This is a genomic window from Pseudomonas sp. ACN5, from assembly GCF_002303975.1.
GTDB lineage: Bacteria > Pseudomonadota > Gammaproteobacteria > Pseudomonadales > Pseudomonadaceae > Aquipseudomonas > Aquipseudomonas laurylsulfatiphila.
Genome location: NZ_MRCP01000016.1, coordinates 85050 through 107837 on the forward strand (window position 1 = coordinate 85050; position 22788 = coordinate 107837).

The 22788-nt window shown below is 59.1% G+C and carries 20 protein-coding genes; 5 read left to right on the plus strand and 15 right to left on the minus strand.

Translation table 11 applies throughout. The features are described from left to right. Nucleotides 1–24: 24 nt before the first annotated feature. Together BSF40_RS25475 and BSF40_RS25480 are read right to left on the minus strand one after the other, a co-directional pair. Complete coding sequence (locus tag BSF40_RS25475) at nucleotides 25–783, minus strand: SDR family NAD(P)-dependent oxidoreductase (RefSeq protein ID WP_095967321.1); 759 nt, start codon at nucleotides 781–783, stop codon at nucleotides 25–27. 50 nt (nucleotides 784–833) lie between these two features. Then, nucleotides 834–1070, minus strand: a complete 237-nt coding sequence (locus BSF40_RS25480) for a ferredoxin (RefSeq protein WP_007942510.1) — start codon at nucleotides 1068–1070, stop codon at nucleotides 834–836. Nucleotides 1071–1407: 337 nt separating this feature from the next. Between BSF40_RS25480 and BSF40_RS25485 the strand changes: the two genes are divergently transcribed. The 4 genes from BSF40_RS25485 to BSF40_RS25500 all read left to right on the plus strand — a co-directional run bounded on the left by BSF40_RS25485 (nucleotide 1408) and on the right by BSF40_RS25500 (nucleotide 5182). Further along, complete coding sequence (locus BSF40_RS25485) at nucleotides 1408–2670, plus strand: MFS transporter (protein ID WP_095967322.1); 1263 nt, start codon at nucleotides 1408–1410, stop codon at nucleotides 2668–2670. A 27-nt stretch (nucleotides 2671–2697) separates the two neighbouring features. Next, nucleotides 2698–3018: a 2Fe-2S iron-sulfur cluster-binding protein gene (locus tag BSF40_RS25490; protein WP_095967323.1), complete on the plus strand. Its 321-nt coding sequence runs from the start codon at nucleotides 2698–2700 to the stop codon at nucleotides 3016–3018. Nucleotides 3019–3038: 20 nt separating this feature from the next. After that, complete coding sequence (locus BSF40_RS25495) at nucleotides 3039–4274, plus strand: NAD(P)/FAD-dependent oxidoreductase (protein ID WP_095967324.1); 1236 nt, start codon at nucleotides 3039–3041, stop codon at nucleotides 4272–4274. 74 nt (nucleotides 4275–4348) lie between these two features. Next, nucleotides 4349–5182, plus strand: coding sequence for an oxidoreductase (locus BSF40_RS25500; RefSeq protein WP_095967325.1), 834 nt, complete (start codon nucleotides 4349–4351; stop codon nucleotides 5180–5182). A gap of 58 nt (nucleotides 5183–5240) precedes the next feature. On the opposite strand, the gene BSF40_RS25505 is transcribed toward BSF40_RS25500, so the two are convergent. From BSF40_RS25505 to BSF40_RS25525, 5 genes are all read right to left on the minus strand, one after another. Next, nucleotides 5241–5591 carry a nuclear transport factor 2 family protein gene (locus tag BSF40_RS25505; protein ID WP_093224106.1) on the minus strand — a complete coding sequence of 117 codons (351 nt, stop codon included), beginning with the start codon at nucleotides 5589–5591 and terminating at the stop codon, nucleotides 5241–5243. A gap of 22 nt (nucleotides 5592–5613) precedes the next feature. Next, complete coding sequence (locus BSF40_RS25510) at nucleotides 5614–6915, minus strand: MFS transporter (protein ID WP_095967326.1); 1302 nt, start codon at nucleotides 6913–6915, stop codon at nucleotides 5614–5616. Between the two features lie 44 nt (nucleotides 6916–6959). Beyond that, on the minus strand, nucleotides 6960–7748 hold the full coding sequence (locus tag BSF40_RS25515; RefSeq protein ID WP_095967327.1) for an SDR family NAD(P)-dependent oxidoreductase: 789 nt from the start codon (nucleotides 7746–7748) through the stop codon (nucleotides 6960–6962). A 163-nt stretch (nucleotides 7749–7911) separates the two neighbouring features. Beyond that, nucleotides 7912–8943 (minus strand): hypothetical protein, encoded by a 1032-nt coding sequence (locus BSF40_RS25520; RefSeq protein WP_095967328.1) that lies wholly within the window; start codon nucleotides 8941–8943, stop codon nucleotides 7912–7914. Between the two features lie 51 nt (nucleotides 8944–8994). After that, nucleotides 8995–10272 carry a cytochrome P450 gene (locus BSF40_RS25525; protein WP_172435752.1) on the minus strand — a complete coding sequence of 426 codons (1278 nt, stop codon included), beginning with the start codon at nucleotides 10270–10272 and terminating at the stop codon, nucleotides 8995–8997. A gap of 14 nt (nucleotides 10273–10286) precedes the next feature. Between BSF40_RS25525 and BSF40_RS25530 the strand changes: the two genes are divergently transcribed. Further along, entirely contained in the window at nucleotides 10287–11120 is an 834-nt protein-coding gene (locus BSF40_RS25530) for a TetR/AcrR family transcriptional regulator (protein WP_256589597.1), read from the plus strand. Between the two features lie 135 nt (nucleotides 11121–11255). On the opposite strand, the gene BSF40_RS25535 is transcribed toward BSF40_RS25530, so the two are convergent. The 8 genes from BSF40_RS25535 to BSF40_RS25570 form a co-directional block, all read right to left on the minus strand. After that, nucleotides 11256–12860, minus strand: a complete 1605-nt coding sequence (locus BSF40_RS25535) for an NAD(P)/FAD-dependent oxidoreductase (RefSeq protein WP_095967329.1) — start codon at nucleotides 12858–12860, stop codon at nucleotides 11256–11258. A gap of 85 nt (nucleotides 12861–12945) precedes the next feature. Further along, on the minus strand, nucleotides 12946–13767 hold the full coding sequence (locus BSF40_RS25540; RefSeq protein WP_095967330.1) for an SDR family NAD(P)-dependent oxidoreductase: 822 nt from the start codon (nucleotides 13765–13767) through the stop codon (nucleotides 12946–12948). Nucleotides 13768–13798: 31 nt separating this feature from the next. Then, nucleotides 13799–14617, minus strand: a complete 819-nt coding sequence (locus tag BSF40_RS25545; protein ID WP_095967331.1) for an enoyl-CoA hydratase/isomerase family protein — start codon at nucleotides 14615–14617, stop codon at nucleotides 13799–13801. Then, complete coding sequence (locus BSF40_RS25550; RefSeq protein ID WP_095967332.1) at nucleotides 14614–15585, minus strand: lactoylglutathione lyase; 972 nt, start codon at nucleotides 15583–15585, stop codon at nucleotides 14614–14616. Before BSF40_RS25550 ends, BSF40_RS25545 begins: the two co-directional genes overlap by 4 nt. Nucleotides 15586–15636: 51 nt before the next feature. Beyond that, complete coding sequence (locus tag BSF40_RS25555; RefSeq protein WP_095967333.1) at nucleotides 15637–18168, minus strand: RND family transporter; 2532 nt, start codon at nucleotides 18166–18168, stop codon at nucleotides 15637–15639. A gap of 35 nt (nucleotides 18169–18203) precedes the next feature. Continuing rightward, nucleotides 18204–19337 (minus strand): YCF48-related protein, encoded by a 1134-nt coding sequence (locus tag BSF40_RS25560; RefSeq protein WP_095967334.1) that lies wholly within the window; start codon nucleotides 19335–19337, stop codon nucleotides 18204–18206. Between the two features lie 95 nt (nucleotides 19338–19432). Next, on the minus strand, nucleotides 19433–20791 hold the full coding sequence (locus tag BSF40_RS25565; protein WP_095967335.1) for a DUF1329 domain-containing protein: 1359 nt from the start codon (nucleotides 20789–20791) through the stop codon (nucleotides 19433–19435). A 30-nt stretch (nucleotides 20792–20821) separates the two neighbouring features. Further along, on the minus strand, nucleotides 20822–22483 hold the full coding sequence (locus BSF40_RS25570; RefSeq protein ID WP_095967336.1) for a DUF1302 domain-containing protein: 1662 nt from the start codon (nucleotides 22481–22483) through the stop codon (nucleotides 20822–20824). Nucleotides 22484–22788: the final 305 nt, after the last annotated feature.

Sequence of the window (22788 nt, forward strand, 5' to 3'; positions counted from 1 at the left end):
GCACCTGCCCTGACGTCGTGTGTATTAAATCGCCAGTAATCCGCCGTCGATGACGATGTCCGAACCGGTTATGAATGACGCTTCGTCGGAAGCAATAAAAACGGCCATCGCCACCACTTCTTCAGGCTCGCCCGGACGGTCCATCAAGACACCGTCCAGCAACATGGCACGCATTTTCGGGTCTTCCAGAAACGGTCGAGTGCCCGGCGTGGCGACAAACCCGGGACTCAAGCTGACCGCTCGAATGCCGAACGGCGCGCCTTCTACGGCCACTTGCCGGGTGAACGACACCACGGCGCCCTTGGCGGCCGAATGCGCGGAGATGCCCGCCACTTTTGAGCCACCCCATGCAGCGGTGGAGGACACGTTGATGATCACCCCGCGCTGCTCGGCCAAATGGTTCCAGGCATATTTGGTGGTGTAGAACAGCAGGTCGATTTCATTGCGCATGGTGAACTGCCAGTCTTCGATCGAGAGTTCGCTGACCAGCCCGAAACGTGCAGCGGAAGCATTGTTGTACAGAATGTCGATGCGCCCGTGCTCGACGACGGCGGCATCGATCCAGGCCTTGGCCTGTTCGTGATCGCCCAGGTCGACGGGGGCCGAGCCATACAGGGTAAAGCCCTCGGCTCGCATCAAAGCGGCCGTCTCTTCATGGCCTTCGGCGTTAAAGTCGCAACCGACCACAATCGCCCCTTCGCGGGCAAAACGCAGTGCCGCGGCCCGGCCCTGGCCACCACCGGTACCGGTGATCAACGCGACTTTATTACGTAAACGTCCCATCCACACATCCTCAACTCTGTGGTTATCAGTGACGACTGGTGCTCACACCCTCAAACAGCTTCGTCTTCGGGGGTAATGGGCTCAAGCCAGATGGCTTCCGCCGGACAGGCGGCGGCACCTTCACGGGCCTCCTCCTCCAACTCGGGCGGTACACGGGCATCGTCCATGTACACCAGGCCATCGGCATCAAGTTTGTAAAGGCTGGGGCAGATCGCGGCACACAAGCCATAACCACAGCAGCGGCTACGGTCGGCCACGGCTTTGAATTGCGCTTTTTCTGAACTCACTTTTTTTCTCCTTATCAGGTCCAGTCACAGCAAATTATGAACACTTATTTATTTTATGTGCAATTAATTTTTAGCGCGGATATGCTGGCAGTCATCGGCGCTTGCAAAACACCCTGGTGAGCTTGAGGCGACGGGATGTTGAACAGATTGATTCAAAGGTGTGTTCGACGCAGGAAATTCGTTTGTCTATGAGTCAGATAGCTGTTCTGGACAAAGCGAAAATCCTATTTTTATTCTGAATAAAAGATCTGATTCTGTTTAAAGAATCTGCAAGTGGTGCTCTCCCCTCCCTTGCAGCAGTGCTTGGCTCAACAAAACCTATAAGGAAGCCAACCCCATGCACCCTTCAAAAAACGAAGCGGCCATTGATCTTCACGAGTTCCGACAGGGCTGGAAGATCCTCATCCTCGCGGTCGCCGGTGTTGCCATCAGCATCAACGCCGCCCTGCTCTATGGCTTCGGCACATTGGTCGTACCGTTGGGCGATGCGTTTGGCTGGAGCAAAAGCGAACTGCAGGCCTGCATTACCTTCCTGTTTGGTGGTGCGGTCGTGTCATTGCAGCTCGTGGGCTGGTTCAACCTGCGCTACGGCATCAAGCGCGTGACGGTCATTTCCCTTCTGCTACTGTCCCTCGGCTACCTGGCGACCACCCAACTGACCCACTCGATTTGGTCGATGTACATTGCCTTTACCTTACTGCCCATCGTCGGCATGGGTGCATTGGCCGTCACCTGGACACAACTGTTGAGTCTGTGGTTCGACCGCAATCGTGGCCTGGCACTGGCCATCGGTCTGTCCGGGACCGGGGTGACCGCCGCCACCATTCCACGGCTGATGGCCTGGGGCATCGAACAATGGGATTGGCGCGCAGCCTTTGTGATCCTCGCGTTGCTCAACCTGTTGGTGCTGCTACCGCTGATTCTGCTGTGGTTCAAACTGCCCACCGCAGCCGGCAACAGCTACGATGACAAGGCTCTGACGGAATTGCCGGGGGTGAGTTTTCGCGAAGGCATGGGCTCACTGAAATTCTGGACCTGCAACCTGGCATTGGGCCTGGTGATTTCGTCGATTGTCGGCATGGTCACCAGCACCGTTCCCATGCTGCAGGCCAAGGGGCTTTCAGCGGCCGATGCCACTACGATTTTCAGCTGCTTTGGCGTGTCGCTGATCTTTGGGCGAATGCTGATCGGCTATCTGCTGGACCGTCTGTGGCCACCGGCGGTGTCTGCAATTAGCCTGGTACTGCCGGCCGTCGGATGCCTGGTCTACCTCAGCGGAACCGTCGAGTTCGCGCCTCTCATGCTCGCAGCCATACTGGTCGGCTTTGGTGCCGGGGCGGAGTTCGACATCGCCGCGTTCCTGATCGCCCGCTACTTCGGCCTGCGCGAATACGGCCGTCTGTTTGGTGTGCATCAGGGCCTTAACACCGTTGCCTCGGCACTCGCGCCGCTGCTCTTCGCCTACCTGCTTTCAACTACCGGTTCCTACACCGCGATGCTGGTGTACAGCGCTATTTGCTGCCTGATCGGCCCCCTGCTTTTACTGACTCTTGGCCGAGTCCCGCGCTTCGACGCGCAGGCGCTGCCCAGTCATTCCTGAACCACGCCAACAATACCGGAGCAGAACATGCCCACACTGACGTTTATCGAACACAACGGCACCGCCCATCAGGTCAAAGGCGACATCGGCCAATCGGTCATGCAAGCCGCTACCTTTGCCTCGGTGCCGGGCATTCCCGCCGACTGCGGCGGCGCCTGCAGTTGCGCCACTTGCCACACCTATGTCGACGAAGCCTGGCTGGGCAAAGTACAAGCCGCAGAGAGCATGGAAAACGACATGCTCGAGTACGCCTTCGAGCGTCGTGACAACAGTCGATTGAGCTGCCAATTGATCATCAGCGAAGAGATGGACGGCATGGTGTTGCACCTGCCTTCATCGCAATTCTGAATACGCCCCAAGGAGTTGTCATGAACCTCGCCTCAGTCGTTATTGTCGGTGCTGGCCAAGCCGGTTTCCAGGTCGCCAGCTCACTGCGCCAGGAAGGTTACGAAGGCCAAATCACCCTGATCGGTGATGAGCCCGGCCTGCCCTATCAACGCCCGCCGCTGTCGAAGGCGTACCTGCTCGGAAAAATCCAAGACACCAACCTGTTGTTCCGTCCTGCCGACTTTTATGCCACCCAGCGCATTGATTTGTTGCACGACCAGGTAACCGCGATTGACCGCCAGAACCGTCGCGTGGTCCTGGCCTCGGGTGATGCCATCCACTATGACCACCTGGTCCTGGCCACCGGCGCACACAATCGCCCTTTGCCGGTGCCGGGGGCCGAATTGCCGCAAGTATTCGGCATCAAGACCAAAGCCGATGCCGATGCACTGGCACCGCTGGCAAAAGCAGCGCGCAATGTCGTGGTGATCGGTGCCGGCTTCATTGGCCTGGAGTTCGCAGCGGTAGCGGCGGCGCTAGGGGCGAACGTACATGTGCTGGAACTGGCCGAGCGGCCGATGGCGCGTGCGGTGTCCCGGGAGATGTCAGAACTGTTCCGCCAAGCACATGAACAATGGGGCGTGCACTTTGACTTCCGCGAGGGATTGAGCCGCATCGATGGCGACAACGGCAAAGTCTGCGCGGTGCAAACCGCCGACGGCCGCGCCCTGCCCGCCGACCTGGTGGTGTTTGGCATCGGCGTGATCCCCAATGCGCAACTGGCGACAGAAGCAGGCCTGGCCATCGAGAACGGCATCAAGGTGGATGCCAACCTGCTCACCTCTGACCCACGGATTTCCGCTCTGGGCGATGTCGCGAATTTCCCTTGCCTGCAAAACGATGAAAAACATACCCGCCTTGAATCTGTGCAGAACGCCGTTGACCAGGCCCGCGCCGTGGCTGCACGTTTGATGGGCAAACCGGCGCCGTACGGTGCGCTGCCCTGGTTCTGGACCGATCAGGGCGACCTCAAGCTGCAAATTGCCGGACTCTCCAGCGGTTACGACAGCACCGTAGTCCTGGGTTCCGCCCAGGACAAACAACTGTCGGTCCTGTGCTTTCGCAATGATCGACTGGTGGCGGTGGAGTCCTGTAATCGCATGGGTGACCACATGGCCGCGCGCAAGATTCTCTCCCGCGCGCCCAGGCTGACCGCAGCCGAAGCCTCAGCGGAAGGCTTCGATCTCAAAGCCTGGGAAGCGGCCAACCGCGACTGACCCTGCACGAATCCTCCAAGCCAGCCGCACCAGCACTGAGTGCGGCTTTTTCTTGCAATGACTGGAGCAACGCAATGAATAAAGTCTGGTTTGTCACCGGTGCGGCCCGAGGCTTGGGCGCCGCTATTGCCAAAGCCGCCCTTGACGACGGAGACAAGGTCGTGGTCAGTGGACGGCGCATCGAGCCACTGGAAAACGTTTTCGCCGAATACGGCGACCGTGTCATGGCCGTGGCGCTCGACGTGACCGACGAAGCCATGGCACTGAATGCCGTAGAGGCCGCGGTGGCACGTTTTGGCCGCATCGATGTGCTGGTCAACAATGCCGGCTACGGCCAATTGGCGCCCTTCGAAGACAATCTCGCCAGTGAAGCCGACCAGCAATTTGCAACCAACGTGTTTGGTGTATTCAACGTCTGCCGCGCCGTACTGCCCGTGATGCGGGAGCAACGCAGCGGCCAGGTGTTCAACGTGTCGTCGATGGGCGGCGTGGTGGGGATGGGCGGCGCGGCGTTGTACTGTGCGTCGAAATTTGCCGTGGAAGGTTTTTCCGAGTCACTGGCCCAGGAAGTGGCACAGTTCGGCATCAAGGTAACGCTGGTGGAGCCCGGCGTGTTCCGTACCGACTTCCTCGACCCCAGCTCTGCGATCTTTGGCACCCGTGAGCTAGAGGATTACGTGGCGTTCACCGCCAAGATCAAAAGTGCATCGGCCGCCTACAACCACCAGCAAACCGGCAATCCGGCGAAGCTGGGTCAAGCGCTGGTGGAGCTGGCCAACAGTGAACATCCACCGTTGCGCTACCTGGCGGGCTCCGACGCCTACCAGCAGGTCAGCGACAAGCTCAACAAGATGCTCGCAGAAATCGAACTCTGGCGACATCTGTCCTTCTCCACCGATGGTGTGTAGCGACTCATAAAAAAGCGCAACCAGGAGGTTGCGCTTTGTGTATGTAAAGTTTCGATGCTTACAGATTGATGAAGTAGCGAACGAACAACTTCCCCTCTTCGAACCGATACAACTCAATCGTCTCGATGCCGCCTTCCTGCTCGCGAAAGGCATTGAGGTGATGGCACGCCGCTTCATTGCCATTGACGATGCATTGGCGCACCTCGACGCGAATCTTCGGTTGCTGCTGCGCCCACATGCCTTCCAGAACCTGCCAGGCGTCGTGCTGTGGTTTGCCGACGTATTCGATGCTCAAGCCATTGCTCGATACGCTGCGGTAGTGAGCAAAAAACCCTTCTTTGTCACCGCGGTTCCAGCAGTCGATCTGACCGTGCAGGAAGTGTTCGATTGCGTGTTTGTCCATGCTCATTGCACATTCATCCTCGGATAAGTCAGGCGTGTTGTTGGGGTTGCAGGGATTGTTGACGTGCCAGAAAGGCCGGTTCCATCTTCAACCACAACAGAATGCTCGGGCCGATAATTGCGCAGCAGAAACAGCACACCAGTACCGCCGAGTAGCTGCCGTACACATCGTAAAGATGACCGAACAGCATGGGCACCAGACCGGAAACAACGGTGATCAGGCACAGGTGCAAACCGAAGATCCGCGCGTAGTCTTTCAGGCCGAAGTAGCGTGCCATCAGGAAGGCTGCCAGATCGAACTCAGCCCCGGCACTGGCGCCGATGCACAAGGTGGCGAGCACCAGTAACGGCGTGTTCTGCGCGCCACCGAACAGAAAAATCGCACAGCCTAACGCCGGTAGCGCCAGGCTGACCGACGCCACCACTGAGGGCGAATAGCGGTCCAGCAGGTACCCCACCAGCAAACGCCCACCGATGATGGAAATGCCGAAGGTGCTGAAGATCTGGGCGGCTTCCTGAGCGCTCAAACCCTTGCTTTGCAGCATCGGCACCATGTTGGTGACCATGCCCACGGTCAACGACACTGACAGAATCAAGGCGATGTTGAATCCCCAGTACACGCCAGAACGTAACGCCTGCCTGTAAGACATGCCGGTCAGTTCCGGGAGCGCCTTGGGCACGGTCGAGTCAGTGTTGACGCGCTGTGCCGGCATGCGCAGCCACATCATCGACAGCGGCAGCGTGAACAGCAAAGGCATCGCGCCCAAGGCAATGAAACCGGCTTGCCAACCGTAGGCTGCAATCAGTCGCGACAACAGTGGCGGCAGAATCATCGCCATCAGCCCGGTGCCACACAGGATCACCGCCAACGCCAAGCCCCGATTGCGCTCGAACCAGAGGTTGACCAGTTGCGTCCAGGTAATCGCAATAGTGCCTGCACAGACAATCGGCATGCTGAAAAACGCCAGGTACAACCAGCCAATCGAGCCCTGAATGCGGGTAATGGCGAAGTAGCCGATGATCTGCAGCACGATCGACACAATCGCCACCCGGCGCAGGCCGTAGCGACGATAGAGCGGCCCCACCAGTTGCGTGGAAATCGCCACGCCGGCGAACAGAAACGTGATCGATGCCTGCAAGTCGCCTCGGCTCCAGCCAAAGGCTTGTTCCAGCGGAATGACCAGGGTGCCGAAGGCATACAGCAAGGCAGCGGTAATGCTAGTGCAAATGCCGAACAACCCCAGAAGCACCACCTGCCAGCCACGCTTGAACTCGGAGAAATCACTGCCCCCGTGGGACCTTTCATTGCCATTGCGTGTTTCGATTGTCATGACCTAACTCCCGGCGCAACCGCCATCGCGGATGCGCGACATGATTATTGGCCCTTGAGGATTTCTTCGACCTTGGGCAACGCGATCATGGTGGCGCCACCGTCCACCAGCAGCGAAGTACCGGTGATGTACGAAGCCTCGTTGGAGCTCAGAAACAACACGGCATTGGCAATGTCCGCGGACTCACCCAGACGCCCGACCGGGAAATGCTCAGCAAGTTTATGCGGCAGTTCGTTACCCAGTGTTTCCAGCATGTGGTCGGTGCCGATGAGTCCTGGCTCGACGACGTTGACCAGGATATTCATCGCACCAAACTCCACCGCCAGCCCTCGAGCAAACGCATTCATGAAGGCTTTGGTTGAGCCATAGGCAATCAGTCGCGGCGTGTACTTGCGGTTGGCTTCACCCGAGGAAATGAAGATCAGCCGGCCTTTGTCGACGGCTTTAGACAGGTACGGTGCGCTGTCCTTGGCCAGCCAGAACAACGATTGAATATTGCTGCGAACAATATGGTCGAAGGTGTCGTCGGCCATTTCGGCGATCAGCCCGTGGCTGGTATCAGCGGCGCAATGCACCACGATGTCCAGGCCACCAAAGTGCTTGAAGCCGCCCTGCACCATTGACTTGATGGCGTCGCGATCGGCGATGTCGCCGCCGACCAGGCAGGCTTGCGCGCCCAGAGCCTTGATTTGTTCGATGGTTTCTTCGCCATATCGAGCGGTGCGTGCCGATACCACGACCTTGGCGCCCTCTCGGGCATAGGCCAGAGCGATGGCACGCCCCATGCCTCGGCCGGCACCGGTGACCAGCACAACTTTGTCACGGAATTTCATCGCGGTTCCTCATTGTTATTTTTGTTTTTGTCGTTGTAGGAGCGAGCTTGCTCGCGAAAAACCCGAGAGCACCGTTGGGTATCAGGCCTGGCGCGTTATCGTTCACGTCCATCGCGAGCAATCGAGCGTCGACCGGCTGCTCCTACAAGGAAACCTGGCTGGTTTAGAGATCCTTGCCCGGCACATTCCGCGCCGAACCGTTACGCCGGTCCGACTCGCCCCAACCCAGCCAGTGCGATGGCTCGCGGGTATCGCCCACACGGCGCCAGCGCCCTTCTTGCTGCGCGGTGATCGGGAAACCGCCGACAAAGTCGATCATCTCGCCCTTCTCGTCCGGCAAGAACTCCCACTCTTCCTTGCCTTCCAGCACGATTTTTGCCGACTTCAGGAAGTAGCTGCCGTCCTTGTGTTCGGTTTGACCCTCGATATCGGTGGTGACCCGCACTTCGCCTTTTTCATTGTTGAAAATGGCGTAGCCCAAGTGATCGTGGCCGACCATGAAGGATCCGGTATCCCAAGTGCCATCCTTGTAAACGGTGACAAATGACCACCAGATCACGTGCTTGTTGTTGTTCACCACCAGGTCTTTCTTGAAGTGGATGGCGCCGCCTTCAGCCATGTAGAACTGATCCAGCGCCATGGCGCCTTTTACCGGGCGCCCCTCGCACACGCCGGCGATGTCCCACAATTGTGAAACATAGAACGTGCCCCACTCCACGCCCGGCAAGTACCACTGCAAACCCGGGCCGAGCAGGCGGCCTTCGAGGTGGAACAGGCCTTCTTCTTTCCAGGTCAGGCGTTCGCTGCTGGCGGTGATCTCCCAGGCGTTTCCGACCTCACCCGGTTGGCTCGCCCAACGCGCGGTATCGCCTTCCAGGCTGTGCACGGGCAACGGTGTCAGCGCTTGCCTGGCCATTTTTTCATGGTCCATGCGCAGATTGACGTTGTCGACGTGGTTGTTCAGGTAGAAGAATTTGGTCGGGTTGGGCGTGCCATTGGGCGCCATTAGCGACCGGACGAACGAATAGATGTTGCCCTGCTCATCGCGCACCGATCCGAACGGCGAACTTTTGCTCAAGTGCAAGCCGAAGAACCCGCGTTCGGCCGACATCGAAGCGCCGGTCACCTTGTGCGGCCCGACCAGTTGTTGAAAGCCGAAATCACCGCGTTCTGGAATGGTTTTGAACGTTCTCATAGTGCCCTCTGTTGTTTTTGTTAAGGCTTGGAAACGAAGTGGTAATCCTGCTCAGTCCCAGATCACCGGCAACCTGGAAACCCCGCGCAACTGTGCACCGGCGATCTGCGGCACGGGCTCGCTCGGGTCGAGGCGCAAGTTGGGGAACAGGTCGAGAATCGCGTTGACCGCGCAGCTGATTTCTACCTTGGCCACAAACTGGCCAATGCACATGTGCGGACCGAAACCGAAACCGAAGGACGGTTTTGGCTTGCGATCAATGTCGAAGACATCCGGGTTTTCGAAGGCGTCTTCGTCGCGGTTGGCAGACACCACCATGCACTGGACGAAAGACCCCTTGGGGATTTTCACACCATGAAACTCCACTTCCTTGGCGGTCTCGCGCACCTTGAAAGTGGCCACCGGTTCAAAGCGCGTGGTTTCGTCCATCAGCTTGCCGATCAGCGAACGATCAGCCTTCACTCGCTCCAGCAATCCAGGAGTGGTGAGCAGCAAGGTCATGACCGAACCGAACATGCGCGTGGTGGTTTCGCCTGCGGCCGGCAGCAACGAGCGGGTGAAGGTGATGACTTCGTGATCGTCCAGCGTGCGCCCTTCGTATTCGGCGCGCAGCAAGCGGCCGATCACGTCGTCACCCTGGCTGCCTTCGGCGCGTCGTTGCACCACGACTTCTTCCAGAGCGTCGTACAAACCTTTGACGGCGATACCGGCCTGACGCCGTGCCTCGACCATTTTGTCCGGATCAATCTGATTGCCACCGACAATGGCCAGTGCCCAGGCGGCGTATTGCTTGTACTTGGACGGTTCATCCGAAGGGAAACCCATCAAGGCATACATGACGCGAATCGGCAATTCGAGGCCGAACTTCATCAGGTCGGCTTTCTTCGCCGACAACATCGGCTGGATGTACTCCTGGCGAATCACCTGGTCGATCTGCGGGCGCCATTTATTCACGGTCTCGGGCATGAACGCCGGTTGCAGCAAGGCACGCACCTTGCGGTGCTCGTCGCCGTCCATGGCCAGAATGATCAAGCCATCGAAAAACGCGCCGAGACCTTCGGCAATAAAACCGCTGGTGTAGGTCGCGCCATCACGCAGTACCGTCATCACGTCCTGATATTTGAACAAGGCGTAGGTCGGGCGAGTGCCCTGCTGGGTACCGGCATTAGTCGGAACGCCGAACTGGGTGATGAAGTCGCCCTCATAGATCGGCGATTTCAAGCGCTGTTCGCGGCAGACCGCGTGAATATCAAGGTCAGTACCACGGTACATTTCCGATACGGCGGAATACGCGGTTGCCAGGTCCAGTGCTGCGCTTTCGTTGCTCATCAGGATCTCCAGTCTTGTTTTTCTTCTGCTTGCACACCAAGATTGCCCGGCGGCCAAACCATGGTATGCGGTTGTGTCGGCACGGGTGGTCCGCTTCGTTTGACTCGGGGTCAAACGAAGGCTTCCAGGAAAATGCTTCAAGGTGTGAATTGCCAGAACCATTCAGGCATGAGGAGTACGTGGTGGCGGTAAAGGCTGGAGAAGGTGGCGAACAGGGCAAGCGCAATACCATGAATCGCCTGCTCGCGGCTGCGCGCGTGGAGTTCGCCAAAAAAGGCCTGGCCGGGGCGCGAGTGGAAGAAATTGCCCGCGAGGCCGGGGTCACCAAGCAGTTGGTCTACCACTACTATGGCTCGAAGGAAGGCTTGTTCGTGGCGGTGCTGGATGAGTCGTCGAGCAATATCATGTCGGAGCTGGTCAACCTCAAGGTCGAGGAACTGGCCCCGCCGCTGGCGATGCGGACCGTGCTCAACCATTTCTTCGACCAATACCGCTTTGACCCTTTTCTCGGCAGCCTGGCGCTGGAAGGCATTCGTTATCACGACGCGCACCAGACACCCCGCAACCATTTTCTGGAAATGGCACCCGCGCTGATCAACAAACTCGATGCGATCCTGCTGCGGGGGGCGGCCAGCGGCGATTTTCGTGCGGGTATCAACCCGCGCCTGTTGCTGGCCAGCGCATCGCTGGTCACCACGGGCTGGTTCACCAATCGCTACTCGATGTCGGCGCTCGCAGGGCTCGATACTGACTCCGCGGAAGGCATGGCCACCTGGCGCCAGTATTCGGCGGATTTTGTTTTGGCTAGCATTTCACTGGGTGCAGAAAAAAACGCCGACAGCCTTTGACGGCTGCCGGCGTTTTCCTTCGGTTCGGTCCACAGACCTGTAGGAGCCGGCTTGCTGGCGATAGCAATCAGATCGACGACATCGATGTTGAGCGATCTACCGCCATCTCTGGCAAGCCAGCTCCTACAGAACCGCTCAGTTACCCTTTTTACCCAAGTATTTGCTCACACGCTTGGCCGCCAAACGACCGGCCATGCCGTTGACCCCTCCACCCGGATGAATGCCGGCGCTGCCCAGGTACAACCCCGCCACCGGCAAGGTATCACCACCCAAACCATACGCAGGGCGCATGGTGCTGGAGCGCATCGAGGTGGTGTCGATGTGCACTACGCAGCCATTGACGGTGTTCAAACGCGCAGTAAAGTCCGGAGCAGCCTCGATACGGCGCCCAATCACTTGCCCTTCGATCCCGTCGATATAGTCGTACAACTGCGCCTGCACCTGATCAGCCACCTGCTCGCGCAGTGCATCCCAGCCCTCATTGGGGTTTACCGGCATCACCGGCGGATAGATGTACAACACGTCCTGGCCGGCCGGTGCTTGTGAGGGGTCGGCGGCGCTCGGTGCGGCCACGGTAATGTAGGGCAGCTTCGGTACTTCGCCACGGGCGCAGGCGGCGAAGTTTTCCAGTACGGCTTCTTCGGTGCCGATCAACACCACGGTTTTACGCAGGTCCACACCGTCGCCCCGTGCGGCGGCGAAACGTGGCAGGGAAATCTGCCCGCGCAAGGCAACATCTATCTTGAGCGGGCCCGAGCCCCTGCCATTGGCCGGTGCCATGGCGATGCGCGTCAGCAAATGCTGGGGAATCTCGCCGCGAGTCACCATGTCCAGCGCAGGTTTTGGATGGCACCCGGCGATCACGGCCCGGGCGGTAAATTCACGGCCGTCAGTCAACTTGACGCCTTTAATCTGGCCGCCTTTGGCGACGATTTCACCGACGCTGGCGGACACCAGCACCTTGCCGCCGAGTTCCTCCAGACGCGCCTGCATGGCATTGCTCAATTGCTGCATGCCACCGATTACACGGCCCACGCCAAAACGGTGGAGGAACCCCAACAAAGCGTAATAGATGCCACCGCCGTCGGCGCTGATGTCGCCGGCCAGACCGGTCAGCGCGCACATCGCGGAAATGGTCACCGGATGCTCGAAGCGCTCACGCGCCGCCTGCAATGCGGAACCGGTCATCAGCGCCATCAACTCAGGTTTCAAGGCTTTGTGCTTGATCGCGGTCCCGAGCATTTTCAGCTTGACGCCCAGGTTTGTCTTGGCCGGGTCAACGCGCATCATCGGCAACGCGATGTCGAGGAACATGTCGATGACTTTCATGAACGCCAGAAACGCCTCGGCGTCCTTGCTGCTGAAGCGGCGGATCTCGGCGGCTGTCTTCTCGCGATCACGCCAGAACACCAGCGACTGACCGTCCGGGTGCAGGTACACGTAGCCAGGTGCCAGCTCTACCGACTTGAAGCCGTGACGCTCCAGCCCCAGTTCTGCTGGCACATGGGAATGGACACGCATCGACATCATGTCCAGTGCACAGGGATGAACCAGATGCTGCGGTGCTTCGGGTATCAGATACCCCGATGACGCCATGCCGCCGACTTTATCCAGCGCCTCCACGACCAACACTTTCTTGCCTTCCATGCCCAGGTAGCAGGCCGCCGACAAACCATTGGTGCCACCACCGACCACGATCACATCGAAATCAGTGTTTCCCGCTGTTTGGTTCTGATTCATCACTTGCTTCCATGACGTCATTCAACCACGGCGGCACGCAGCGGCTGTGGTGGCGAAGATACGCCCCGGCGAACCGGGGCAAGCGTTACATGCCGGTGCGGCCCATCTGCGCGAACAACGCGCGCATCGCGACCAGGGAGGGGGTGTGGCTGCTGAAACCACCGTCGGCCACCAACGTGGTGCCGGTGACAAAGGAGGATTCATCGCACGCCAAGAACGCCACCACATCGGCAATCTGCCGAGGCGTACCGAGCTCGGCGGTACAGTGGTTATCGCGCAGGATGTCGAGCAAAGGTTCGGGCATGGCATGCTCTGAAGGCGCCAGACCGATTTGCACCGCGTTGCCCCGAATACCTTGCTTGCCGTATTGCGAGGCCACCATGCGCGGCAACATCATCAGGCCCGCTTTCGACGTGGCGTAGCCGGTCAGCGACATATCGCCCTGCATCCCCAGGCCCGAGGTGGCGTAAATGATCGAGCCCTTGCCGTGCTCCAGCATGACCGGAATGACATGCTTGGTGCACAGCACGGCGCCACGCAGGTTGACGGCGATGGCGCGGTCCCAGGCCTGCATGTCGAGGTTGACGAAATCACGATCGAGCTGACGTTGCTCGGCATTCAGGATCGCCGCGTTGTTGTGCAGGATGTCGATACGACCGAAGCGCTCCTTCACTTGCGCAACCATCGCCCGCACTGCGTCTTCCGAAGACACGTCCGTGGCAATCGCCAAGGCCTGATGGCCCTCGGCAATCAGCGCTTGAGCAACAGCTGTGGCGCCCTCGAAATTGATGTCGACCACCGCAATGCTCGCGCCATGGGACGCCAACACCCGGGCGCACTCGGCACCCAGACCGCCGCCGGAGCCGGTAATAATGGCCACCCGTCCTGCCAGTTTTCCTGTACTCATGTCCGTTCCTTATTGTTTTTTGGGGGACGTGTTACTCGCCGGTAAAACGTGGTTCGCGCCGCTCGCTGAAGGCCTGCGCCGCTTCGCGGGCGTCCTTGGTCGGAGCCAGCAAGGCGAACAGATCCAGCTCCAGGTCCAGGCCTCTTTTCAGGTCCATTTCCAGTGCCGCGCGAGCCGCCTGTTTGACATACGCCGATGCGGTCGGTGGTTTGCTGGCGATGCGTTGGGCAAAGGCCCGCACTTCTTCCAGCAACTTGGCGCTGTCACTGGCCAGTCGGCTGACCAGACCGATGCGTTGCGCTTGTTCCGCGCCCATGCGGTCACCGGTGAGCAACATGTCCAATGCCTGACCCGGCGCCACCACTCGGGATAGACGCTGCGTACCGCCCCCCCCGGGGATCAGCCCCAGACCGGTTTCCGGCAAGGCAAACACGGCGTCAGGGGCGGCGAAACGAATGTCACACGCCAGTACCAGTTCCAGCCCACCGCCCATGCAATAGCCGTGGATGGCGGCGATCACCGGTTTGCTGATGCGGTCCAGCGATTCGATCCAGCGCACGTTTTCCATGCGCTGGCGCACTTGCAAGCTGGACTCCGGGCCACGGCGTTCCTTGATATCGGCACCCGCGCAAAAGCCTCGCTCGCCCTCCCCGCGAATCACGATTACGCGAATCTCGGGGTCTTTCTGCAAGAGGGCCAGGGCCTGCGGAACGCCCTGGCGAATATCATCGTTGATGGCGTTGATCTGCCCGGGTCGGGTCAGAACCACCCAGCCCACCTTGGCATCGCGCTCCAGGCGCACGGCCTCGTTGATCACCACAGGGAGTTGCGGGTTTTGCGCTGTGCTCATGCAGGGCACTCCTCGAACTCGAAGACCTGGCCATTGAGTTCCTGCGGGTCGATCTTGATCAATGCGCGACCGCCCACCGCCTCCGAGGACTCGATCCACTGGAAGCGGGTACCGCGGGCACGCAAGTCTTCTGCCTTGGCCGCCAGGTCGTTGACGCCGATACGGATGTAGTACGGACCCGGGCCCCAGTTATTGACGTAATGGCCGGCGTCGGTATTCCAGTAAGTGGCCTCGATGACATCCAGGGTAGCGCTGTTGGGCACGGTGAAACCCATCCGCGCACGACGGTAACCTTCGCTGCGGATGTGCTCGACCGGACCGCTCGGCTCCCAGTCCAGGTTGGTCGACACTTTGCGCAGGGTTTCGTCGAGGTTGCGAACCAGAAAGCCACGTGCCGTCACGCGGACCATGTCGCCCGGTTTGAGATCGCGCGGTTGCATCGGTGGCAACTGGTAGGTTTCCGGCGGCATTTGCAGCGGCTCGGTCGGCATGATTTCAATGCACAGGCCGCCATCCACGTCAGGTTGGTAGTACGGTTTCTCCGGAGTCGCGCCCAGCCACAGGCGGTCGAACGGCATCTCCGGCGTGCGTTGCGCCATGCGGAACGGCAAGCGCCGACGCATCAGTTTGTCTACCAGCGCGTTGAACTTGTCGCCGTGCAGCGCCAGGACGATGGAATGGGTAATCATCGGCCGATGGTGACCCTGGAAGGTTTTCAGGCTTTCCAGAAAGTCATGGAACAGCGGGTCGCCAGGGTTGGGACGATCCAGGTGCCACTGCGGCTCGATGCGCGTTGGCGACACCGCGAGGGATTTGTGTACGCGCAGAAAGTGCGCGATATATGGGTGATTGTCGAACGCCTGGCGCCAGCGTTCGTGTTTGTAGATCCCGAGCTTGTCGACCAACATTTCCGTCATGCCGTCCGGGTCCGGAACCATCATGTCGGCACTCATCAATAACTCGAACATCGTCCTCTCCTTGCAGTTGTCAGCCCGGGTCTGTGCCCGGCTATGCGTTAGTCAGCGAGCGCGCCGGGGTAAGGCAAACTCAGTCAATGCGTGATGGGGGGTGTCGGCGGCCGGCTTGCGCGACTCTTGCTGCGCGCGGGCGTCTTCCAGATCGAGGGTCAGCCCTTCCTTGGAGTTGCCCTTTGGATTGAGCAGGTAATGCGACAACGCCGGGATCAGTACGAGCGCGCCGAGCATGTTCCAGAGGAACATGAAGGTCAGCAGGATGCCCATGTCGGCCTGGAACTTGATCGGCGACCAGGCCCAGGTAATCACACCCGCGGCCATGGTCAGGCCGACCAGCGCGACGACGCGACCGGTGAAGTCCAGCGAGCGGCGATACGCAACGGCCAGGCTGCCACCGCGTTCCTGCACCGCCAGTTGCACACTGAGCAGGTACAACGCGTAGTCCACGCCGACGCCGACGCCGACAGCGATCACCGGCAAAGTGGCCACTTTCAGGCCGATCCCCAGCCAGACCATCAGCGCCTTGCAGATAATGGTGGTCATCAACAGCGGAATCAGTGCCACCAGGGTCGCGCGCCAGCTGCGGAAGGTCAGGAGGCAGAGCAACGCCGTAGCGCCATACACCGCCAGGTACATGGTGATGATGCCCTTCTCTACTTCGATGTTGGTCGCCGCCTCGATGCCGGCGTTGCCCGCTGCCAGCAGGAACTCCATCGGCTGCTCGGCATTCGCGGCCGTGCTGTTGTCTTTGGCAAAGTCTTCGGAGACTTTCAGCACCCGGCTCAACGTATCGGCCTTGTGGTCTGCCAGGTAGGCAATGATCGGCGTCACCGAGCATTGCTGGTTGGTGATCCCCGGAGCGGAGATCATCGCCGCGTCCACCGCCGAGTTGGTGATGGCCTGGTCACGGCTGATGCTCAACCATTTCGGGCTGCCTTCGGCCATGCCGGAGCTGATCATGCGCACGGTTTCGGCCAACGACTGGGTCGTTTGAACACCTGGAGTCTGACGCAGACGCCAGGCCAGTTTGTCCATGCTTTGCAGGGACTGGTACAGGCGGCAGCTGTCTTCGTTGGTCTTCATGATGACCACGAACTGGTCGCTGGAGAGCCCATAGTTGGCGGTGATATAGGCGTTGTCACGGTTGTAGCGTGAGTCTGCGCGCAACTCAGGGGCACCGGGGTCGAGGTCGCCCACCTTGAGGTGCATCATCACCACGCTGCCCGCCAGCGTAACCAACAGCGACAAACCAATCACCGCCGTGGCCATTGGACGCTCGGTGAAACGGTCGAGGCTGTGCCAGATACGCCCGAGCACACCGCGGTTGGCTTCACCGGCCTGATCCTTGGCAATGGCAATTCGCGCGGCTTTTTTACTGACGCCCAGGTACGACAGCGAGACGGGAATCAGCAGGAGCTTGGTGAAAATCAGCACGGCCACGCCGATGCTGGTGGTCAGGGCCAGGTCGCGGATCACAGGGATATCAATGATCACCAATACCGCAAAGCCCACGATGTTGGTCAGCAGCGCGGTCAGCCCGGTGAGGAACAAGCGGCGGAAGGTGTAGCGCGCCGCCACGTACTTGTGGGTGCCGCGGCCGATGTCCTGCAGGATGCCGTTCATCTTCTGGGTGCCATGGGAAATACCGATGGCGAAAATCAGGAACGGCACGAGGATCGAGTAAGGGTCTAGGTCGTAGCCCAGAATTTGCATCAAGCCCAGCAGCCACACCACCCCGGCCACCGCCACACTCACCAGCAGCAATGTGCTGCGCAGGCATCGGGTATAGAAGTAGACAAACAGACCGGCAATCACCACCGAGGCGCCGAAGAACAGCATCACCGAATACAGGCCGTCGATCAGGTCACCGACCAGCTTGCTGAAGCCGACGATATGAATGCCGACCTTGTCGCTTTCCAGCGAACGGATCTGGTTCTCCAGCTGCCGGGAGAAATCACCGTAGTCCAGCGGCTTGCCGGTTTGCGGATTGGTATCGAGCAGTGGCGCGACAATCATGCTCGACTTGTTGTCGTTGGCCACCAGGTTGCCGACAATGCCAGCGCGCATAATATTGCGACGCAGGGCCGAGATCGACTTCTCGCTGCCGTCGTAATCCGAAGGCATCACCGCACCGCCATCAATGCCCTCCTCCGTCACCTCTTTCCAGCGGACGATGGGCATCCACAGCGACTTCATCCAGGAACGGTCGACACCCGGAATCAGGTACAGCGTGTCATTGACCTTCTGCAACGCCAGCAGGTAGTCGGCGTCGTAGATATCGCCGGTCTTGTTTTCCACCACAACGCGAATGCTGTTGCCCAGGCCCGGTAGCTGGTCTTTGTAGGCCAGGTAGTTCTTGATGTAAGGGCTGGAGCTGGGGATCATTTTTTCGAAACTGGCGTTGACCTGCAGCCTTGTCGCAAAACAGCCCAACACCACGGTCGCGAGCAGGCAGGCAATGACGACCAACATGCGATGCCGGAAAATCACCCGTTCAAACCAGCCCCCGGAGTTCTTGTCGAAGTCCTCAAGGTTGGCAATCACTGGCATCCCGCTGTTGAATTTTTGCTCGACCATTTTTTCTTTCTCGTAGAGGAGTCGTACCGACGGCGTTATTTGGCCAGGGCAATATCGATGACCTTGGCGCCGGTAAAGCGCGTGACAACCAGGCTCCCAGCCTGTTCGGTGGCACTGGCCGCGTAGATCTCACCCACTCGCGCATCGGCCAGCGGGGTGACCTGTAAACCCTGTCGATCCAAACTGGCCAACTGCCCTCCCTGGCTCACGATGACCAACGCCTTGCCCAGCTCGACAATGCTGACCAGGCTGCTATTGAGGTGGGTTTCCACCGGTTGCCATTGCTGACCGTCATCACGGCTGGCAAACAGGTTGCCGCGCAGCCCGTAGGCCAGCAGCAGGTGATCGAAGGCTCGAACACCGAAGTAGGTGCCGGTATAGGGCGTGTCGATTTTCACGAAGCGTTGCTGCTGGGCATCGAGGCGCAGCAATAGGCCCTGTTCACCGCTGATATAAAAAGTGCCCGCGCGCTCGGCCAGACCGTACAGGTGCATGCGCCGATCGTTGTCACTGCGCTCGATCCACGGTTCCCAGTGCTGGCCGTCGTCGGTGCTGTGCATCAGCAAGCCAAAGGCACCCACGGCATAGCCGTTGCCTTGGGCATCGAACATCACATCGAGAAAGGGGGCTGCCATCACGCCAGGGGTCGCCGAGGTGCTGACGGCCGTGGCGACTTCCTTGAGTAACGCTACCGCAGACTCATCGCCTTTTTCAGCGTGTGCTCCGTAGTAGGCGTTGAGCAGTGTCAACAGACGGCGCCCATCGAGTTGCACTTGCCAGCTCAGACCACCGTCGGTGGTGTGCAGAATCATCGCGTCGTGACCGACGATCCAGCCATTGCGCTCATCGCGAAAACGCACCTGAACCAGATCACTGGAGACCGGGCTGTTGACCTGTTGCCAGGTTTTACCCGCATCGGTGGAGCGCTGGATCAAGCCGTGCAACCCGACACTGACCAGTGCCTCACCGGCCCTGGCGACCGACAACAAGGGCGCGGGCAAGTGCTCGTCAACCCGTGGTGCCGCCACGTCCAGTGAATCAGCAGGCGTGCTGATTGCACTCAAGGCTGGTGTCGTGGTGACCAATGCACTCACACCAACGCTCAAGGCGATCGCCAGCATCAGACGCGAAGCAGAGAAAAAAACAGAATCAGGGCAAGGGCTAGTCATTTTTTTTATTCCTTATCCGTCCCGCGGCATAAAACCGCCCTGCCCGGCCCGCCTGGCTTGATGCGCAAACCGGCGGGCAGGACAGGCGGCAAACGTCAGCGCTGGGTGACCCGGGCTACGATGGCTTCGGGGTTCATATCGCGCTCGCTGAGCGGCTTGTCGTTGAACTTGTAACCACCCTTGAGCGCATCGTTGAGCAACGCATACATGCCCTTGTTGAAGTCGTAGACGACGTTCTTCACGTTGTAGGGAATGTTCTTGTCGTAGAGCTGCACACCACTGAGGAAGATCGAGCGGTACAGGGCGCCGCTCTTGTCCCAGGCGTCATACAGGCCAACGCCGAAGGTGTCCTCATCCAGGTAGTAGGTGCGCTTGCTGTAGACGTGGCGCATGCCCGGCTTCAACGTTGCTTCCACGACCCACACGCGGTGCAGTTCCCAACGCTCGTTCGCCGGGTTGGCGTGGTGCGGCATGAACTGGTCTTCTTGCTTGGTCCCGAAGTAGAACTTGTAGGCGTTGTACGGGATGTACATCTCTTTTTTGCCGACCAGCTTGTAGTCGAAGCGGTCCTGGCTGCCGGAGAACATTTGCAGTTCGTCGAACAGGGTGACGCCACCCTGGCTGGCCACCGGGGTATCGAAGGCGAATTCCGGCGCTAACTTGACCCGACGCTGACCCGGGGAGTAGCTGAAGGAGCGACGCGCCTTGGCCAGTGGGTCGAGGAAGTCGGTCAGCACCACCACCTCGCCGGAGCGACGCGCCGGGTAGTCGTTGCGCGAAAACACCCGGGCGTACATCAGCGAATCACGATCCGGCTGGGTCACCTGGTAGTACGGCGTCTCTTCGAACGTCGCCTGCTCTGCAGTCTTGGTGATCGAGCCGTTGGCATCGACCACCCAGCTGTTGGAAGACGAGGTGGTCGAGTAGCCGGTGCCGATCTTGTAGCGCACCTGCTGGTTCCACATGACTTCGTTGCCGGTCTTTGGAATCGGGAACGGCAAGCCGCCACGGCAGGATGGATCGACCGCCAGGCCGTCCTTCTGAATCTGGCAACTGCTGGCATTGCGCACGGTGGCGTCGAGTACGGCCTGTGGGTACGCGGCCGTACGGTGGCTTGGGTAAATGTCAATGTAATAGGTCGGGTATTTCTTGATCAGGGTTTTCTGCCCTTCACTGAGCTTGTCCGCGTATTGATCAACGTTCTTGGCATCGATACGAAACAGCGGTTTTTCTTCCTTGAACGGGTCGACCCAAAATCCGCTATCGGGTACGAAGCCGGCCGGCGCCTTGGTCAGACCACCTTCATAGGCAGGAATGCTGCCGTCGGCGTTACCCGCCTTGGTTGCCCCGAACGGGGTGAGGGTTTTACCAAGGTCAGAGACATCACCGCCTGCCGCCAGGGTGTAGGTCGCCATGCTCATCAGGGCAATGGATAAGGCAAGTTGTCGTTTCATGAACACGTTCTCCGATTCTTATTGGATTTGTCAGAAGGAGGTCTTGAAGGTAAATGTCAGCCAGCCACGGTCAGTGCCACCGACGTTGCCGTTGCCGGAAACGGTGCCATTATTCAGGGTTTTGGTTTGCGCATCGGTATCGGCATAACGCAGGCCGAACTCATACAGCTGGGCGTAGGTGAGTTTGACGCCGACAGAGTACGACAATGCGCCCTCGCTGCCGCCACCGGCCGTCGCCGCATTACCGTCCAGACCGTAGTTAACTGTCAGGGGAACGTCCATATCCCAGGATGGGAAGATTGAAATGTACTGCGGGGTGTAGTTGACAGCGACAGCGGAGTAATTTCTCGTCGAGCAACCGTCGGACTCATTGCCGGAACCGGCGATGCGTGGTGTGTTGCCATTGACGCAACCGGCCTCGCCCACGCCTTTGTACAACTCTTCGTGCTCGGTTACTCGGTCCAGATGGCTATACGCGAATTCACCAACCAGTGTGGCGTTGTTCGAAATGAAGTTACGCGGCACACCGTACACAGCGTTGGCGATAAAGTGGATCGTGTCGCCACGAGGACCTTCATCATCCAGAGCACTGACACCAGTGGCGTTCAACGCGCCGTTCATGCGATAGGACAACTCGGAACCGACTGCCACGGTATTGAATACCCGGGCAAAGCTCAGGCCCGCCAGCTTCACACCACGTGGGTAGACGACCCGATAAGAGCCCAGCGCCGCTTTGACCTCCGGAGCCAACCAGGGCTGGTAGTCGTCGAACTGACGGTAGTAAACACCGAAAGTCGATTCGATTGCCTCGACGTTGAGCTTGCCCATTACCCCCCAGTTCTTGCCATCACGGCCGAATTTGGAGTCCTGACGCTGCAAAGTTGCCCCGTTGGCGGCCAGTGGCAATTGATCCGGGCCTTCGAACAACGGATCCGCCGCACCGAAATAGGTGCCCCCGTAAGGAATTCGAGTGGGCTCCCATTCATAGAAGTATTGAGCAGCAAGCGAAAGGCTATCGGTGACCTGCGCCTTGGCCGAAATTTGTCCGACCGGCAGGAACACTTCCTTGGTTTCGATACCCGGGCTGGTGGAGGCCTTTACGCCATCACTGGGAGCCTGGGAGTAAGACACGGCATGCGCACCAAAGAGCAAGCTCTCGCCCCAATAGTTGGTGTGTCGGCCGGCCTTCACGTTGACCGGTATGTCACCGATATTGAAGTTGCGCCAGAGAAACGCATCGAGGATTTCACCCGATGGGCCGTGCATGTAGCGATCCACTTCATCGCTGTACTTGTTGTTGTGGTAGCTGGTCGCGAAGCCTGGGACATTACTGCGGACGTCGTCGTCAGCATAAGCCTGGTCAAACCAGCCAGCAGCACTGAGGCGTGCACCCCAGTCGTTCAGGTAAGAAAAATCGAACTCACTCAACACATCGAGTCGATTTGTCACAATATCGTTTCTGTTGAACTTCCCGTCGGACTCGTCGAAGTTCGTCGTTCTCATGATGTTGTTGTCTTGCTTGTCGGTCCGCATACCCAGGTTGTAACGGACCGTATTGTCCCAACGCACGCGGTAGTCTGGGTTTGACATGTCGAACGAGGCTGCCATCAAGCCTTGCGCACTGCCAACCATCAACAGTGTGAGCGCACCTTGAGTCAGTACCCGCTGGCCCTGTTTGGTCTTCTTTTTCATACACACTACCCTTTTATTTTTATTTTCAGTCGCTAAGTGCACACAAACATCCATTCCAGCGATCTGCGAAATCCCACAGGATCGTTGCAAACCCGCCCAAACACTCCGCTCACGAGGACTGACACCCTCTCAGGACCCCCTTCCTCTTCAGCTGAAAGCTACCCTAGCGGATCATCGATCAAAATTCCACATAAAGATTTTCATTCTCTATTCAGAATTAAAACCTTAAAACTGTACCCTTCAGGTCCTATCAGGGGTTACGGCAGGCCTAATACTGCACACATAACTCATAATTGTTCAAATAA